This is a genomic window from Dankookia sp. P2, from assembly GCF_050632255.1.
Classification (GTDB): Bacteria; Pseudomonadota; Alphaproteobacteria; order Acetobacterales; family Acetobacteraceae; genus Paracraurococcus.
Window position 1 is genome coordinate 2,071,067 of the sequence record NZ_CP192581.1, and the last position, 14,460, is coordinate 2,085,526.

Consider the following 14,460-nt stretch of genomic DNA (forward strand, 5'->3'; position numbering starts at 1 on the left):
GCCGTTTTAACAGTGCATTTGTGGATTTAGTAAAGGCAGTGAAGCATGGCGCGTGCGCTGATCGGCCGGACCGTCCGCCGGCTGCGGCAGGAGAAGGGGCTGGCGCAGCAGGCCCTCGCCGCCCGGCTCGGCATCTCGGCCAGCTACCTGAACCTGATCGAGCATGACCAGCGGGCGGTCACCGCCACCCTGCTGATCAAGCTGACCGAGGCGCTGCAGGTCGACATCGCCGCGCTGTCCGGCATGCGGGAGAAGGCGATCGAGACCGGGCTGCGCGAGGTCATGGCCGATCCGCTGCTCGGCCTCGACCAGGTGCCGGAAGAGGAGGTCTCGACGTTGGCCGGCAGCGCGCCGAACGCGGCGCGGGCCATGCTGGCGCTGTACCGCGCCTGGCGCGTGGCGCGGGAAGACTCCGGCGGCATCGCCCTGCCGACGGGGCGGCGGATCCTGCTGCCGACCGAGGAAGCGCGCGACTTCTTCCATGACCGCAGCAACCACTTCGCCAACCTGGAGCAGGCGGCGGAAGCGATCGCCGCCGAGATGGGCGTCACCGCGCCGTCGGAGATGAACCATGCGGTGGCGCAGCGGCTGCGGCAGAAGCACGGGCTTTCCGTCAGCGTCACCGCCCTGCCCGGCGCGCTCCGGCGCTACGACCCGGCCGGCCGCCGGCTGGATTTGTCGGAGACGCTGCCGCGCGAGAGCCGCGGCTTCCATTTGGCCTTCCAGCTGATGCTGCTGGAGGCCGGTGATTCGGTGCAGGCGGCGATGGCGGGATTCGAGCCCTCCTCCGCGGAGGCGGCGCAGCTGATCCGCATCGGCCTGCTGAACTACGCTGCGGCGGCGCTGCTGATGCCCTACGGCCCCTTCCTGGCGGCGGCACGCGAGCTGCGGCACGACCTGGAAGCGCTGGCGGCGCGCTTCGGCGTCTCCTTCGAGCAGGCCTGCCATCGGCTGACGACCATGCAGCGCCCGGGCGAGGCGGCGCAGCGCGGCGTGCCCTTCTTCTTCCTGCGCGTCGATCCCGCCGGCAATGTCGGCAAGCGGCTGGCCGCGGCCGGCTTCCCCTTCGCCCGCTTCGGCGGCTCTTGCCCGAAATGGATCGTCCACCAGGCCTTCGGCACGCCGGGCACCGTGCGGGTGCAGCTGGCGCAGCTGCCGGACGGGGGTAGCTTCCTGTGCTTCGCCCGCACAGTGCATGGCGTCGCGGCGCATTGGGGCGAGCCGCCGCCGGTCTATGTCGTCGCCATGGGCTGCGACATCGGCCGGGCGAGCGAGGTCGTCTACGGCGACGGGCTCGACCTCGAGAAGGCGATGGTCGGCATCGGCCTGTCCTGCCGGTTGTGCGACCGGACGGATTGCCGCAGCCGGGCCTTCCCGCCGCTCGAGCACCGGCTCTCGCTTGACCCGATGGTGGCGAGTGACGCGCCCTACCGGTTCGAGCCGCCGAAGCGGAAGCTTACTCCGGCGTGATCCGCGAAATCTTCTGCCCATCCAACGTGAGCGCCGCCATCGGCCCCTGCTGGCCGAAGGTCACGGCATAGACGTCCTGGCTCATCGTCGTGGAGGTCAGGCTGCCGGCCAGGCCGGCATCCAGCGCCACCACGCTCGGGCCGGTGCCGATCTCCCAGCCCTGGCTCTTGCGGAAGAAGTCCAGCGCCGCCTCGGTCATGATGAACATCGCCAGGCCGTAGCTCTGCGCGCCGATCTGCAGGCCGAAGCTGGCGCCGGCGATGTTGTAGTAGCCGGTGGTCTCGGCGCCCTCGATCATCGCGCCGTTGCCGTACTGGCCGCCGAAGACGAAGCCGCCGCGGATGATGCGCGGGAAGACCAGGATGGCCTTTGCATTGTCGGCCAGGATGCGGGTGCCCTCCTGCTCGCGCAGCCGCGCCAGGGCGGGTGCGACCGCATCGTCGATCTCCCGCCTGCTGGCAGCGCGGGCGGGGGCCGGCAGGGCGAGCAGCGGCAGCGCAAGGGCCGCAAGGCAGCGGCGGGTGAGCGGCATGGGTCCTCCCCGGAATGGTGTCCGGTTTACGCCCGCCCGCGCCGGCGGCGCAACATCAAGCGCCGGGGTTGATCTTCGTGATCTTGGTGCCGTTCAGGGCAAGTGCCGCCATCAACCCCTGCTGGCCGAAGGTGATGGCATAGACCGGCTCGGTCAGCGTGGTGATCGACGCATTGGCCTGCAGCCCCTTGTCGAGGGCGACGACGCTCGGGCCGGTGCCGATCTCCCAGCCATCCGCCTTCTGCAGCGCGGCCAGCGCGCTCTCCTGCATGAAGAACATCGCCAGCCCGGCCGCCTGCGCGCCGGCGAGCAGGCACCGAGCGAGAGGCCTGCGATGGAGTAGTAGCCCTCGGTCCGACCACCGCGCAGCAGCGCGCCCTCGCCGTACTGGCCGCCGACGATGAAGCCGCCGCTGATGATGCGCGGGAAGATCAGCGTGGCACGCGCCTGGTGCAGCAGCGGCTCGGTATTCGGCAGCGCACGCAGGCGGACGAGGGCGCTGGCGACGTCGGCGTCGATCTCGCGCCGCGTCGCGGCGCGGGCGACGGAGGGGCAACCGCGGGGGCGGCAAGCGCGCCGGCAACCAGCGCGACACGGGAGAGATGGCGGCGGGTGAGGGTCTGCATCGGAGCCTCCGGGAACGCTGCTTGCCGCCGTAACGTCCCCTGCCCGGCCGGGTTGCCGCCCGGCCGCATAGGGCCGGGCGGCGGGTGGCAGGCCGCTACCCCTTCACGTCCATCGCCTGCCGCAGCCCGTCCGCCAGCAGGTTGAAGCAGATGCTGGTCACGAAGATGCAGGCGCCCGGCAGCACCGCCACCCAGGGCTGCACGTAGATCGCCGTCCGCAGCGTGTTCAGCATCAGCCCCCATTCCGGCTCCGGCGGCTTGGTGCCGAGGCCGAGGAAGCTGAGGCCGGAGGCGATGATCATGCAGACCGAGATCAACGAGGTCGCATAGACGAAGATCGGCCCCAGCACGTTGCCCAGCACATGCACCCGCACGATGGTGAAGCCCGAGGCGCCCGAGGCCCGTGCCGCGTCGACGAAGTCGAGGTTGCGCACCCCTGGGTCACGCTCTCCGCCACCCGGATGATCTGCGGGATGAAGACCAGCGTCAGCGCAAGGATGGCGTTGAAGATGCCCGCCCCCAAGGCACCGGAGATAGCCACCGCCAGTAGCACGGACGGAAAGGCATAGAAGACGTCCGTGGTGCGCATGATCGCCATGTTCACCCGGCCGCCGACGAAGCCGGCGATGACGCCGAGCGTCGTGCCGATGACGAAGGCGATGGCGACCGGCGCGATGCCCATGAACCAGGACAGCCGTCCGCCGAACAGCAGCCGCGTCAGGATGTCCCGCCCCAGCTCGTCCGTGCCGAGCAGGTAGTTCGGCGTGCCAATCGGCTTGAGCCGGCGGATCATGCTGCCCTGGTAGGGGTCGTGCGGCGCGATCAGCGGGGCGAAGACGATCGCCAGGAGCATCAGCAGCAGCATGCCGCCGCAGACGATGGTGACCGGGTCGCGGCGGACACGCTTCCAGACGCCGGCCCAATAGCCTTCGGACCTCGCCTCAGCCTGCCTTGCCTGGACGGCGAGCTCGGCTTCCGCGGCGGTCGGGGTGGTGGCGGTGCTCATGCGTATAGCCTCCTCAGCCGCGCTTGATCCGGGGGTCGAGCGCCGTCTGCATCAGGTCGACGCAGAGGTTCAGAACCACGAAGAACATCGCCAGCACCAGGATCGTGCCCTGCAGCACCGGCAGGTCGCGCTGGAAGATGGCGCTGTTCAGCAGCAGCCCCGTCCCCGGCCAGGAGAAGACCGTCTCCACCAGGATCGAGCCGCCCATGAGGTAGCCGAGCTGCAGGCCCATAACCGCCAGGGCGTTCGGCGCGGCGTTCTTGACCACGTGCAGGAAGACGCCCCAGCGGGTCAGCCCCTTGCCGCGCAGGGCTACCACGAATTCCTGGTTCATGATCTCGGCGACGATGCCGCGCACGGTGCGCGTCACGATGCCCATCGGGATGACGGAAAGCGTCACCATCGGCAGCACCAGGTGCTTCACATGGTCCCAGTCCCAGCCCCAATCCGATGATCCGCCCGGCCCCGCCCCCATGGCCGGCAGCCAGTTGAGCTGGACCGAGAAGATCACCACCATGACCATGCCCAGCCAGTAATGCGGCACCGAGACGCCGGCGACCGCGACGCCGACCGCAGTGCGGTCGAGCACCGAGCCGCGGAAGGTGCCGGCCAGCCCGCCCAGCACGCAGCCCAGGACGAAGCCGAGCGTCGACGCGGCGAAGGCCAGCATCAGCGTGTTGCCGATGGCGGAATGCAGGTCGGCCCAGACCGGCCGCCCCGTCGCCAGGGAGCGGCCGAGATCGCCGACCACGACCTTCGACAGCCATAGCCCAGAATTGGACGAGCAAGGGCTTGTCGAGGCCGTAGTCGCGCCGGACCTGCTCCACCACATCGGCCGGCGCATCCGGCGGGACGATGGCGTTGATCGGGTCGCCCGGGGCGATCTGCACCAGCATGAAGCAGACGAAGCCGACCGCCAGCGCGATTGGCACCGCATAGAGGATCCGGCGCAGCAGGTAGAGAAGCATCGGGGGATCCCTCGATGGTTACTGGATGGAGGGCAGGCGGAGATCGACGAACCAGCTCTGCGGCTGGACGAAGCCCTTGACGCGCGGCGACATGGCGCGCGGCGAGACGTCATGCGCGATCCAGATGAACAGCGCCTCGTCCACCCCGGCCGCGTGCAGCTTGGCCAGCGCCGCGTCGCGTGCCGCCGGCTCGAAGGTGTTGCGGGCCTCGCGGATCATCGCGTCGAAGCGCGGATCGCTGAACAGGCCCCAGTTGTTCGACACCGGCGCGGCCATCTTGCTGTCGTAGAACCGCACCAGGGCGAAGAACGGGTCCATGGTGGAGATCGAGACGTTGATCGCATGCGCCCCGCGCGCCGAGGGCGCGGCGCAGCCCTGCCGCCAGTTGGTGAAGAGCGTGTTCCAGTCCACCACGTCGAGATTCGACGTTGACTCCGACAGTCTTGAGGTCCTGCTGCAGGAACTCGTTCATCGGCAGCGGCTGCATCTGGCCCGAGCCCGAGGGGCTGATCTGCACCTTGAGATTGAGCGGCTTGCCCGGCCCATAGCCGGCCTCGGCCAGCAGGCGCTTCGCCTCCGCCTTGTCGGTGCGGATGCGGAAATCCGGGTTGCCCCACCAGGGATGGCCGGGGCCGACGGTGCCGATCGAGGGCTCCATGAAGCCGCCGAGCAGCTGCTTCAGCCCGTCGCGGTCGATGGCGAGGTTCAGCGCCCGGCGCACCCGCACGTCCTTCAGCGGGCTCTCGCCGGCGAAGCAGGGCTGCCAGGGCCAGAAATGCGGCTGCAGGTTTTGCTGGATGACCATGCCGCGCGCCTTCAGCACGGCACGCTGTCCGGCGCCGGCGCCTCGATCCAGTCCAGCTGGCCGGAGAGCAGCGCCGCCGTGCGGGCATTCGCCTCCGGGATCGGCAGCAGGACGATCTTGTCCGCCTTCGCCTTCTCGCCCCAATAGGCCTCGTTGCGGGCGTATTCGGCGCGCTCGCGCGGCACCAGCCGGGTCAGGCGGAAGGCGCCGGTGCCGGACGGCGCCGCGGCGAAGGCGTTCCAGGCGGCCTCGGCGCTGGGCGCCGCGGCGCGCAGCTTCTCCACTGCGTGGGGCTCGCCATGAACAGGTTGGTCAGGTTGATCGGCAGGAAGCTGTCCGGCTCACTCGTGACCAACGCGACGGTCAGTTCGTCGACCTTCTCCGCCCGGCGCAGCGCCGGCATGCGGGTCGCGGTCAGGCCGACCTGGCGCGGGTCGAAATGCGGCGCCTCCCGGTCCAGCACCTTGCGGACGTTCCAGACGACCGCATCGGCGTTGAAATCGGAGCCGTCATGGAATTTCACCCCCGGGCGCAGCTTGAAGATCCAGCGGGTCTTGTCGGCCTCGTCCACCTGCCAGGAGGTCGCCAGGTTGGCCACCAGCGGCGTCGGCCGGTCGCCGCGCGACAGGTCCCAGGCGGTCAGCGCGTCGAACAGCGGGATGCCGGTGAAGCGGTTGCCCTCGAATCCCTGGTCGGGCTGGCCGTGGGTCAGCGGGATGTCGGCCGCGGTCATGCCAATGCGGATGGTGCCCTGCGCCTGAGCGAGATGGGGGGCGAGGCTTGGCAGGACGGCAAGGCTGGCGGCGAGAAGCAGGCGCCGGAGGGTCATGGAGGGCGTCTCCCGGTGGGACGTCGTTGGGGTGCCCGTGGCACCGGGGCGCGGCGTCGCAAGCCTCGTGCCAACCTTAAGCTCGGGCCATCCCGGCCGCGCCGGCCCCTGCTGCCCAAGCCGGCAGCAGATTGCCCCAGCCAGGGCGGCAGCCCTCCGGCGGCCATTAGAGCGGCCTTAAGCCCGGCTGCGGCAGGCTGCGCGCGACAGCGGCGGCGCGGGGGCGATGGCAGGCAAGGGCAAGGGCGGTCGCAACGGGGGCGCCACCATCGTCATCAAGCGGGAGGAGGCCGGCGGGGACGGGCACCATGGCGGTGCCTGGAAGGTCGCCTATGCCGATTTCGTCACGGCGATGATGGCCTTCTTCCTGCTGATGTGGCTGCTGAACGCCACCTCGGACGACCAGCGCCGCGGCCTGGCGGACTATTTCGCCCCGTCAAGTGCGCTTGGTCGCAGCGCCACCGGCTCGGGCGAGCCATTCGGCGGCAGCAGCCCGAATTCCGACGGTACCATGGTCTCCGACAACGGCGCCATCCGGATCGAGCAGGGCCGCGCCCCGGTCCGCCTCGACATTGAGGATGACGGGCCCTCCGACGCCCCGCCGGAGACCGCAACGCCGCAGCCGCCGCAGCCACCGGGGGAGGCCGCGCCGCAGGCCTCCGGCGCCGTAGCCGCGGAAGGCACCGCTCCTCCCGGCATCGCCGAAGCCGCCGCGCTGGAAGAGGCCGCGCTACGGGCCGAGCTGGCGAAGCGGGAGGCCCGGGCCTTCGAGCAGGCGGCTGCCGAGATCCGCGCGGCGGTGCAGGACGACCCGGTCCTGGCCGACCTGGCGCGGCAGCTGGTGGTCGAGCAGGTGCCAGAGGGCCTGCGGATCCAGATCCTCGATGCCGAGCGGCAGGCGATGTTCCCGGTCGGCAGCGCCGCGCCGAACGACCGCGCCCGCGCCTTGCTCGCCAAGGTGGCGGCGGTGGCGGCGCGGCTGCCGAACGGGCTCGCCATCGCTGGCCATACCGACGCTACCCCCTTCCGCGGCGCCGACCGCTCGAACTGGGAGCTCTCGGCCGAGCGGGCCAATGCGGTGCGCCGCCTGCTGCTGGATGCGGGGATCGCCGAGACGCGGTTGCAGAGCGTCGCCGGCCATGCCGACCGCATGCCGCTGCTGCCGAACGAACCGCTCGCCGCCGGCAATCGCCGCGTCGCCATCACCCTGCTGCGCGCGGCGCCCGTCCCGCCATGACGACGATCGGCGGCCTGGTCTTCCTGCTGGCCTGCGTCTTCGGCGGCTATGTGCTGGCGGGCGGCAAGTTCGACATCATCCTGCACGCCCTGCCGCACGAGATGATCGTCATCGGCGGCGCCGCCATCGGCGCCTTCGTCATGGCCAACAGCGTCGGCGACATCAAGCATGTGGCCGGCGGCTTCGGCAAGATCCTGAAGGGCGCGCGCTACAGGAAGCCCGACTATGTCGAGATGCTAAGCCTGCTCTACTTCTTCGTCCGCCTCGCCCAGACCAAGGGCGCCATGGCGCTCGAGCCGCATATCGAGAAACCGGAGGAAAGCAGCGCCTTCGGCAAGTTCCCGAAGATCCAGAAGGACCACCACGCCACCGCGCTGATCTGCGACTACCTGCGCATGGTCGGCATGAATGCCGACGACCCGCACCAGATCGAGGACGTGATGGCGCGCGAGCTGAAGAAGATCCTGGTCGAGGAGCTGCATCCTTCCCATGCCCTGCAATCGGTGGCGGATGCGCTGCCCGCGCTCGGCATCGTCGCCGCGGTGCTCGGCGTCATCAAGACCATGGCCAGCATCGACCAGCCGCCGGCGATCCTCGGCGGCATGATCGGCGGCGCGCTGGTCGGCACCTTCATGGGCGTGCTGCTGGCCTATGGCATGGTCGGGCCGATGGCCGCCCGGCTGAAGGGCGTGGTGGAGGAGGAGGCGAAGTACTACGAGGTCATCCGCGCCGTGCTCGTCGCGCACCTTCACGGCAACGCGCCGCAGGTGGCGGTCGAGACCGGCCGCAAGATGGCGCCGACCGCCCTGATGCCGAGCTTCCAGGAAGCTGGAAGCGGTGCTGCAGGACCTGCAGATCGCCTGAGGCCGCGGCGCGGCCGGGGGATCCGCGTTGCGCTCAGCGCAACGCGAGGGCCGCAGCGCGGTGCCGGCGACCGAGCCGCGGATGGCATTGGTCGTGGCGACATAGGCAAACTCATAGGCCCGGTCGGCCGCGAGCTTCTCGAGGTTGTGGAACTCGCCGATATGCACCCCCTGCTGCACCAGCAGGTAGACATGCACCGGGTTGAAGCTGCCCCCTACCGCGGCGCTGTCCTGCGGCCGCGGCGGCAGCACCTCAAGGCCGGAGGTGTCGGAGGCCAGCATCATCGCCCCCTTCTGCTCGACCAGCCATTTCGCCGCGGCCATGCCGATGCCGGCGGTATCGGGATCGCTGAGCTTGGCGTGGTCGGCGCCGTTCTCGCCCCAGTAGCGCGCCGTGCCGGTCCTGATGAGGACCACCGTGCCGGGGGTCACGTCGACATTCTGCCCTCTGAGGGCCGCTTCCAGGTCGGCGACGGTGATCTCACTAGCCCTTGGACAGCGCGTCGACGCCTTTCTGGCCGGCCACGTCGATCAGCACGCCACGGGCGACGATGGGCGGGATGGTGGTGACATCGGCCTTGCGGATGCCGAAATTACCGCCCCAGTCGCTTTCCTTGAAGCCATTGTACCAATGGTTGTCCTCGCCGACGGTGATGTGGCCAAGGCCGTCGATCTGGGTGGCGACGTTGTCGCTGATGAACATGGCGCTGCTGTGCCAGCCGGTCCGGCTGCCATTGCCGCTCTCGGGAGTGGTGAAGGACAGGTCGCGCTGCCGCGCCACGCCTTCGGGCGTGCGGAAGGAGATGATCTCGCCTGGATTGTGACCCGGCCACCGGTAGGAGTTCCGGTCGTAGGGCAGGCCGAGGTCGTAGGTCTTGCCCTGCGCGGCGAGGCGCAGCGCGGCCTGGCGCGAGGCGTCGGTCATCTCGTTCAGCGCGCCGACCTCGTCCTGCGGTCCCCAGACCCAGCCCCAGCCCTTGCCGCGGGTCCATTGCTTCATGCCGGCATCCTGCGCGGCGGCGGGTGGCGGCGACGCCGCGAGCGAGAGGGCGAAGCCGGCCAGGACCGCCAGACGACCGAAAGCCTGCATGGGTGTTTCCTCAGTTTTTCGCTTCGAGCCGAATGGAGAGCCCGCGAAAGTTTAATCAGGCGCGCGGCGCCGAAGCCAAGCCCGTTGCTGCGGCGATCCCGGTCCCGTGACTCGCGGCCGCCGGCGCCGCGGCATGCATCCGGCCGGCTTCGCCTCAGGCCTGGCCGCCCGCCCGGTTCCAGCCCCGCCCGGCATCGCCGAGCGGCTCGAGGCCCGTCTCGGTCACCACGACGGTGTCCTCGAGCTTGATGAAGCCGCGCGCCGGGTGGAGCAGCGTCGTCTCGACCGAGAGCACCATGCCAGCCTCGAGCGCACGCTCGGCATCATGGGCCGCATAGGGGATGGGGCCATGCGCGGTCAGCCAGGGCGCCTCGTGCTGCACCAGGCCCATGCCATGCGCCAGGAATTCCAGGTGCTGCGACAGCGGCGACGCTGCCGCGGCATCCTCACCGGCGGCCTGCACCTCGCCGCCGCGCACGCCCGCTCGGATCCTGCCGCGCGCCTTCTGCTGGATCGCATCCACCGCCGCCAGCAGGTCCTGCAGCTCGCTGTCCGGCTCGCCGACGATGCCCATGCGGCAGAGGTCGCCGATATAGCCGCGGTAGCGCCCGCCGGAATCGAGCGAGAGGATGTCGCCCGGCTGGATCGGCTGGGCCGAGGCGGCCCGGTTCAGGCCGGTGCCGGCGGTGATCAGGCAATATTCGAAGGTCAGTTCGCGCTGCTCCTCCTCCTGCCGCAGCCGGGCCACGAGCTCGGCCTTCGTCATGCCGGGCGCGCAGGCGGCGAAGGTGGCGAGCATGGACCCGACCACGCGTTCGGAGGCTTCGCGCAGCAGGGCGATCTCGGCCGGGCTCTTGCGGGCCCGCAGGCGCTCGAGCGCCTGGCTGACATCGAGCAGCGCGCGATTCGCCAGCCCGTCGCGCAGCACGGAAGCGGAGTCCGAGGGCAGGTAGGCCGGCTCGATGCCGACCCGGCGCAGCGGCACGTCGAGGCTGCGCAGATAGGCGACCGCATGCTCGATCGCGTCCGTCGTGGTGCCGGACGCCGTCTTCACCACCGGTGTCCAGAACCGCCCGAGCTGGTGCTCGTGCTTTTCCAGCCGGTGCGCGACATAGGCCGTCAGGTCCGGGCGGCCGCGGACATAGACCATGACCGGCAGGTAGCGGCTGAGGCCGATGGCATCGCGGTGGTCGAAGAAGGGGAAGCTGTAGCCGCCGAGCATGTATTGCGACGCCTGGCGCGAGGTCGTCACCACCGCATCGACATCGGCTTCCCCGAGCAGGGCGTCGAGGCGGGCGGTGTCGAATGGCGGACGTCCCTGCACGACACGGTCTTCGGCCGGACCCGGCGCGATGGCACGGGATTGCATGGTGGCGGACACGGCGCGTCTCCCCTTCGGATGGCATGCAGTGCCGGGTAGTGGGCCGCAAGCCGGGGACGCAGGCAAGGGCTGGAAAGCCCGGCCCGCCGGCCGCAGGACACCAAGACGCGAGCGGATCCCGCTTCCGCGTCCCGCGCCGGGCGCGTCGCGGCGGGGTGTACGCCGGCGTCATCCACCCCAGATCCGCAGCGTGGCAGGGCGAGCGGGAGTGGCTTGATGCGGTTCGTATGCGACGCTGCGGGTGGGCAGACCTGGTTCCAGATCGAAACCGAGGCCGAGGCGGCGCAGGATCCGAGCTGATGCGCCATGCCGTCGAAGCATTTCCGCCGCGCCTACGAGGCAGCCGCGCAATCCTACGATCCTGTCGGGATTCCCTATATCGAGCAGGATATCGGGCGCGCGGCGCATATCCGGCGCGTGATGCCGGCCTTCCTCACGCTGCGGGACGCGGAGGGGTGCGCGCTGGTGACCGCCATGCTGCCGGCGGCGCGGCCACCCGACCCGGCGGCCCGCCCGGTCGTCGTCGGGCAGGACAATGCCGACCCCTACCCGGCGCACGGCCATGCCGTCGACGCCCTCGCCCGGCATTTCGGCATCGTGCTGGACCGGGCCCGCTGCTACCCCTATCGCCGGGGCTGAGGGAACCGCGCCGCCCGGGCTTTTCGTCGCCCCGTGGCGGTTCATGCCTACCCAGCCGCCGGTGTTTGCGCTTCATGGGGGCTGGCGCTTGCGCCACGTGCCGGACGGTCCGCGCCGGCCTCCGCAGCGTCCCGGATGAACCCACAGCCACCAGGCGGCAGGGCATGAGCCACCCCGATTTCCCGCATGCCCATTCCCCCTTCCACGCGCATCTCGGCGTCGAGGTTGCGGAATGGCGCGACGGCTATGCGAAGCTGGTCTGCGACACCGAGGCACACCACGCCAACCGCTCCGGCATCGTCCATGGCGGAGTCGTGCTGGCGATGATCGACCAGGCCGCAGCCTTCGCCGGGCTGTTCTGCCCGGACCCGGCGCGGGTGCGGCGCGCGGTCACGCTCGACCTCGATTGCCGCTTCACCGGCCAGGCCACGATCGGCGGCCGGCTGACCGCGGAGGGCAAGGTGGTCACCGCCGGCCGCAACGTCTTCTTCTGCCGGACGGAGGTCTTCGACGCGGCCGGGACGCTGGTCGCCTTCGGCTCCTCGACCCACCGCTACCGCGCCGGCAGCGGCGACCCGCGGGGCGTGCCGGTCGAGGCCTAGGGTTTCAGCAGCGCAGCCGCCGCCTCCGGTCCGGCCAGGATCTCGACGCTGCGGGCGAGGTCGACCGGCCGCAGCCCATGCGGATGCCGCGCCCGGCTGCCCAGCGCGCCGAGGCTGGCGGTGAGGTCGCGCAAGGCGCGGTCATAGGCCGCGGCGCCGCCGAGCTTCCGCCCGGCGCCTTCCAGCGCCCTGAGCCGCCGTGCGCCTTCCTCCATCCCCTCGACCTCGGCGTCGGTCACCGCCGATGCCTCGGCCAGCCGCAACGCCGGCGCCACCAGCTGCCGCTCCGCCGCGGCCAGGAATCCGGCCCGGCAGGCCTCGTCCGCGGCGCGGCGGCAGGCCTGCACCTGTCGCTGCCGGTCGCCGCCGAGCAGCGCGCAGTTCTCGAGGTTCTCCAGGCGGTGCGCGGTCAGCAGCGCCATCTCGGCCGCCGTCTGCGGATCGAGCGTGGCGAAGGGCGGCGGCGGCGCCGCCAGCATTTGGTCCAGCGCCTGCACCGCGACCGCCCGGGCCGCCGGGTCCAGCCCGGCCGCGAGCTGCGCCAGGGCGCCCGGCTCGCTCGCCCGCTGCAGCAAGGTCGCCAGCGTGGCCGAGAGCGGCCCCGGCCCGGCCGGCGCCACCGCGGCCAGCGCCGCGCGCGCGAGTTCCGGCGGCGGCCCGGCGACCGCGCTGGCCAGGGCCGCCCAGATCGCCGGCCCGGCCCGCCAGACCGGGCGGCAGAGCGCCGCGACGGGGGCATAGTCGGCCGGCGCCAGCCCGGTCGCCGCCCAGCCCGGCGGGGCGGCCTGCGGCAGCGCCTCGGCCGCGGCCGGCCAGAGCCGGGCGCCCAGCGCGGCGATCGCCCCGAGATCGTTGGTCGAGAGCGGTGCGCAGGCGGCGGCGATCGCCCTTCCCTCCGCCCCCAGCGCCACCTGCACCGCGCAGGCCAGCGCCAGCAGCGCGCTGCGCGGCAGCGTGGCGGCGCCGCGCGCCCCAGCGGGCCGGCGTCAGGATGGCGCCGTCGAGCGGCAGGAAGAGCAGCCGCGGCAGGCCGAGCGGCCGGGGCAGGCCGAGCGCCCGCAGCCGCGGCCGCACCGGGTCGAGCACGCGGTCCACCTCCCCCGCTCGGGCAGCCCGTCCAGCATCGCCACTAGCCGGGCCAGAGCGGCGTCATCGGCCGCGGCCGCGGCCTGGCCGAGCTGGCGCAGCTCGCGCATCGCCCCGTTCATGCGGCCCGCCCGGTCATGCGCAATGCGCCCGCAGGCTTTCGTTGCGGGCGGTCAGGTCCATCATCCGGCCGCTCATCCAGTCCTGGTTTGCCTGCACCGTGCGCCGCCATTGCCGGAGGCCGGAGCGATGCCCCTCCATCGCCCCCGCGGCGTCGAAGCCCATCCAGTCGCCGACCTCGCCCGGGATCATCGGCACCAGCGACGCCATGTCGAGCAAGGCGGCGCGCGCGCTGGCTTTCGCCTGCGGCGCGCCAGAGCCCGCAGATCAGCTCCCAGCCATCCAGCAGCCATTCCGGCCGGGCGGCGAGCGCGGAGACAGCCTCCGGCGCCAGGCGCCAGCGCTGTACCATGGTCCAGAGGTCGCCGAGCTGGTCATGCAGCTCCTTCAACGCGACGCGGAAGCAGCGGTGGGTGAGCATGGCGCCGTCCGAGAGCAGGCGGATGCAGCTCCGCTCGGCCGGACCCGCGAGGTCGGCCCAGCGGCCCAGGTCCTGGATGACCCCGGCGATCTCGCCGGCCAGCTGCGGCAGCCGCGCGCGGGTCGGGTCGCCCGGCAGGCCGCAGGGCTCGACCACCTCGGCCAGCTCCGCCAGCGCCTCGAAGGCCGAGGCGGGGCTGAGGCTGCCATCGGTGCGGCGGGCGACCAGCACCGCCCGGGCCCGCTGCTCCAGCGCTGCCAGGTCGCCGGGCCGCAGCGGCGAGGCCTGGCCATCCGGGTCGCCCTGGCGGACGAGCTCGAGCAGCAGGTGGTAATGGGTGAAGGTGCAGGCGTCGCGCGTGGCCTTCTCGGCCTCGGCCGCTGCGCGGGCGGCAGCGCGGCCGGCCAAGCCTTCCGCCGCCACCGCCCGGGTCACCTGGCGGACGGTGCGAGGGCGTGAGGATCGCCAGTTGGGCGACCCGGCCCCAGAGCGCACGGTCGTGCAAGGTCGGGGTGCAGACATCCGGCATGCCGGACCAGGGCAGGATATAGACGCCTTCCGCCCCGGCCGGATTGGCCGGAGACCAGTTCCGGCGATTTGCGCTCGCCCGGGCGGATGCGGCCGCCGAGCAGCGTGGGCGTGGTGAAGGGCAGCACCACCCCGCGTTCGAGGAAGGTGACGGGCTGGTATTTTCCGGCATCGTACCGGGCGAGCCAGGGTAGGGTCTCGGGGGCGGCCATGGCGCCAGCCTGCGCCCGACGGATGAAGAAAGCGTTCCGCCCCGG

16 protein-coding genes and 5 pseudogenes are annotated in these 14,460 nt (G+C 71.6%); 5 read left to right on the forward strand and 16 right to left on the reverse strand.

Translation table 11 applies throughout. The features are described 5' to 3' along the window. Window positions 1-45 precede the first annotated feature (45 nt). A complete protein-coding gene (locus ACQ86J_RS12255; RefSeq protein ID WP_431271314.1) occupies window positions 46-1,470 on the forward strand; it encodes a helix-turn-helix domain-containing protein in 1,425 nt (474 codons plus the stop codon). Here ACQ86J_RS12255 and ACQ86J_RS12260 read toward each other — a convergent pair. From ACQ86J_RS12260 to ACQ86J_RS12300, 9 genes and pseudogenes are all read right to left on the reverse strand, one after another. Next, complete coding sequence (locus ACQ86J_RS12260) at window positions 1,457-2,002, reverse strand: YSC84-related protein (RefSeq protein ID WP_431271315.1); 546 nt, start codon at window positions 2,000-2,002, stop codon at window positions 1,457-1,459. The genes ACQ86J_RS12255 and ACQ86J_RS12260 overlap by 14 nt on opposite strands. 55 nt (window positions 2,003-2,057) lie before the next feature. Next, the gene (locus tag ACQ86J_RS12265) at window positions 2,058-2,282 is read right to left on the reverse strand and encodes a hypothetical protein (protein WP_431271316.1); all 225 of its coding nucleotides are present in this window, start codon (window positions 2,280-2,282) and stop codon (window positions 2,058-2,060) included. Window positions 2,283-2,723: 441 nt separating this feature from the next. After that, complete coding sequence (locus ACQ86J_RS12270) at window positions 2,724-3,002, reverse strand: ABC transporter permease (protein WP_431271317.1); 279 nt, start codon at window positions 3,000-3,002, stop codon at window positions 2,724-2,726. Beyond that, complete coding sequence (locus tag ACQ86J_RS12275) at window positions 2,942-3,634, reverse strand: ABC transporter permease (protein WP_431271318.1); 693 nt, start codon at window positions 3,632-3,634, stop codon at window positions 2,942-2,944. Before ACQ86J_RS12275 ends, ACQ86J_RS12270 begins: the two co-directional genes overlap by 61 nt. 13 nt (window positions 3,635-3,647) lie before the next feature. After that, window positions 3,648-4,385, reverse strand: coding sequence for an ABC transporter permease (locus ACQ86J_RS12280; RefSeq protein WP_431271319.1), 738 nt, complete (start codon window positions 4,383-4,385; stop codon window positions 3,648-3,650). Between the two features lie 73 nt (window positions 4,386-4,458). Next, window positions 4,459-4,602 (reverse strand): annotated as a pseudogene (locus ACQ86J_RS12285) (ABC transporter permease); the annotation flags it as partial. An 18-nt stretch (window positions 4,603-4,620) separates the two neighbouring features. Further along, window positions 4,621-5,013, reverse strand: coding sequence for a hypothetical protein (locus tag ACQ86J_RS12290; RefSeq protein WP_431272826.1), 393 nt, complete (start codon window positions 5,011-5,013; stop codon window positions 4,621-4,623). A gap of 64 nt (window positions 5,014-5,077) precedes the next feature. Then, window positions 5,078-5,407, reverse strand: a pseudogene (locus ACQ86J_RS12295) (ABC transporter substrate-binding protein); the annotation flags it as partial. Between the two features lie 11 nt (window positions 5,408-5,418). Then, window positions 5,419-6,236, reverse strand: a pseudogene (locus ACQ86J_RS12300) (ABC transporter substrate-binding protein). A 226-nt stretch (window positions 6,237-6,462) separates the two neighbouring features. On the opposite strand from ACQ86J_RS12300, the gene ACQ86J_RS12305 reads away from it, so the two are divergent. Together ACQ86J_RS12305 and motA are read left to right on the forward strand one after the other, a co-directional pair. Further along, a complete protein-coding gene (locus ACQ86J_RS12305; protein ID WP_431271320.1) occupies window positions 6,463-7,473 on the forward strand; it encodes a flagellar motor protein MotB in 1,011 nt (336 codons plus the stop codon). Further along, window positions 7,470-8,337 (forward strand): annotated as a pseudogene (gene motA, locus ACQ86J_RS12310) (flagellar motor stator protein MotA). The gene ACQ86J_RS12305 and the pseudogene motA overlap by 4 nt, the downstream one beginning before the upstream one ends. A 311-nt stretch (window positions 8,338-8,648) precedes the next feature. On the opposite strand, the pseudogene ACQ86J_RS12315 reads toward motA, so the two are convergent. The 3 genes and pseudogenes from ACQ86J_RS12315 to ACQ86J_RS12325 form a co-directional block, all read right to left on the reverse strand. Continuing rightward, window positions 8,649-8,816, reverse strand: a pseudogene (locus ACQ86J_RS12315) (cyclase family protein); the annotation flags it as partial. A 4-nt stretch (window positions 8,817-8,820) separates the two neighbouring features. After that, window positions 8,821-9,426 carry a hypothetical protein gene (locus ACQ86J_RS12320; protein ID WP_431271321.1) on the reverse strand — a complete coding sequence of 202 codons (606 nt, stop codon included), beginning with the start codon at window positions 9,424-9,426 and terminating at the stop codon, window positions 8,821-8,823. A 154-nt stretch (window positions 9,427-9,580) separates the two neighbouring features. Further along, on the reverse strand, window positions 9,581-10,807 hold the full coding sequence (locus tag ACQ86J_RS12325) for a M24 family metallopeptidase (protein WP_431271322.1): 1,227 nt from the start codon (window positions 10,805-10,807) through the stop codon (window positions 9,581-9,583). Between the two features lie 306 nt (window positions 10,808-11,113). Between ACQ86J_RS12325 and ACQ86J_RS12330 the strand changes: the two genes are divergently transcribed. Together ACQ86J_RS12330 and ACQ86J_RS12335 are read left to right on the forward strand one after the other, a co-directional pair. After that, window positions 11,114-11,446 (forward strand): hypothetical protein, encoded by a 333-nt coding sequence (locus tag ACQ86J_RS12330; RefSeq protein WP_431271323.1) that lies wholly within the window; start codon window positions 11,114-11,116, stop codon window positions 11,444-11,446. A 164-nt stretch (window positions 11,447-11,610) separates the two neighbouring features. Further along, window positions 11,611-12,048 carry a PaaI family thioesterase gene (locus ACQ86J_RS12335; RefSeq protein WP_431271324.1) on the forward strand — a complete coding sequence of 146 codons (438 nt, stop codon included), beginning with the start codon at window positions 11,611-11,613 and terminating at the stop codon, window positions 12,046-12,048. Here ACQ86J_RS12335 and ACQ86J_RS12340 read toward each other — a convergent pair. The 4 genes from ACQ86J_RS12340 to ACQ86J_RS12355 all read right to left on the reverse strand — a co-directional run bounded on the left by ACQ86J_RS12340 (window position 12,045) and on the right by ACQ86J_RS12355 (window position 14,415). Next, entirely contained in the window at window positions 12,045-12,965 is a 921-nt protein-coding gene (locus tag ACQ86J_RS12340; protein WP_431271325.1) for a hypothetical protein, read from the reverse strand. The two genes, ACQ86J_RS12335 and ACQ86J_RS12340, sit on opposite strands and share 4 nt — an antisense overlap. A gap of 69 nt (window positions 12,966-13,034) precedes the next feature. Further along, a complete protein-coding gene (locus tag ACQ86J_RS12345) occupies window positions 13,035-13,244 on the reverse strand; it encodes a hypothetical protein (RefSeq protein WP_431271326.1) in 210 nt (69 codons plus the stop codon). 8 nt (window positions 13,245-13,252) lie between these two features. Further along, the gene (locus ACQ86J_RS12350) at window positions 13,253-14,110 is read right to left on the reverse strand and encodes a hypothetical protein (RefSeq protein ID WP_431271327.1); all 858 of its coding nucleotides are present in this window, start codon (window positions 14,108-14,110) and stop codon (window positions 13,253-13,255) included. After that, the gene (locus ACQ86J_RS12355) at window positions 14,107-14,415 is read right to left on the reverse strand and encodes a hypothetical protein (protein ID WP_431271328.1); all 309 of its coding nucleotides are present in this window, start codon (window positions 14,413-14,415) and stop codon (window positions 14,107-14,109) included. Before ACQ86J_RS12355 ends, ACQ86J_RS12350 begins: the two co-directional genes overlap by 4 nt. Window positions 14,416-14,460 lie beyond the last annotated feature (45 nt).

Bases quoted from the DNA above. Each gene is read 5' to 3' on its own strand.
- ACQ86J_RS12345 (WP_431271326.1), bottom strand. From the start codon at position 13,244: ATGCGCGAGCTGCGCCAGCTCGGCCAGGCCGCGGCCGCGGCCGATGAC.
- ACQ86J_RS12335 (WP_431271324.1), top strand. From the start codon at position 11,611: ATGAGCCACCCCGATTTCCCGCATGCCCATTCCCCCTTCCACGCGCAT.
- ACQ86J_RS12260 (WP_431271315.1), bottom strand. From the start codon at position 2,002: ATGCCGCTCACCCGCCGCTGCCTTGCGGCCCTTGCGCTGCCGCTGCTC.
- ACQ86J_RS12330 (WP_431271323.1), top strand. From the start codon at position 11,114: ATGCCGTCGAAGCATTTCCGCCGCGCCTACGAGGCAGCCGCGCAATCC.
- ACQ86J_RS12305 (WP_431271320.1), top strand. From the start codon at position 6,463: ATGGCAGGCAAGGGCAAGGGCGGTCGCAACGGGGGCGCCACCATCGTC.
- ACQ86J_RS12355 (WP_431271328.1), bottom strand. From the start codon at position 14,415: ATGGCCGCCCCCGAGACCCTACCCTGGCTCGCCCGGTACGATGCCGGA.
- ACQ86J_RS12255 (WP_431271314.1), top strand. From the start codon at position 46: ATGGCGCGTGCGCTGATCGGCCGGACCGTCCGCCGGCTGCGGCAGGAG.
- ACQ86J_RS12320 (WP_431271321.1), bottom strand. From the start codon at position 9,426: ATGCAGGCTTTCGGTCGTCTGGCGGTCCTGGCCGGCTTCGCCCTCTCG.
- ACQ86J_RS12265 (WP_431271316.1), bottom strand. From the start codon at position 2,282: ATGTTCTTCATGCAGGAGAGCGCGCTGGCCGCGCTGCAGAAGGCGGAT.
- ACQ86J_RS12275 (WP_431271318.1), bottom strand. From the start codon at position 3,634: ATGAGCACCGCCACCACCCCGACCGCCGCGGAAGCCGAGCTCGCCGTC.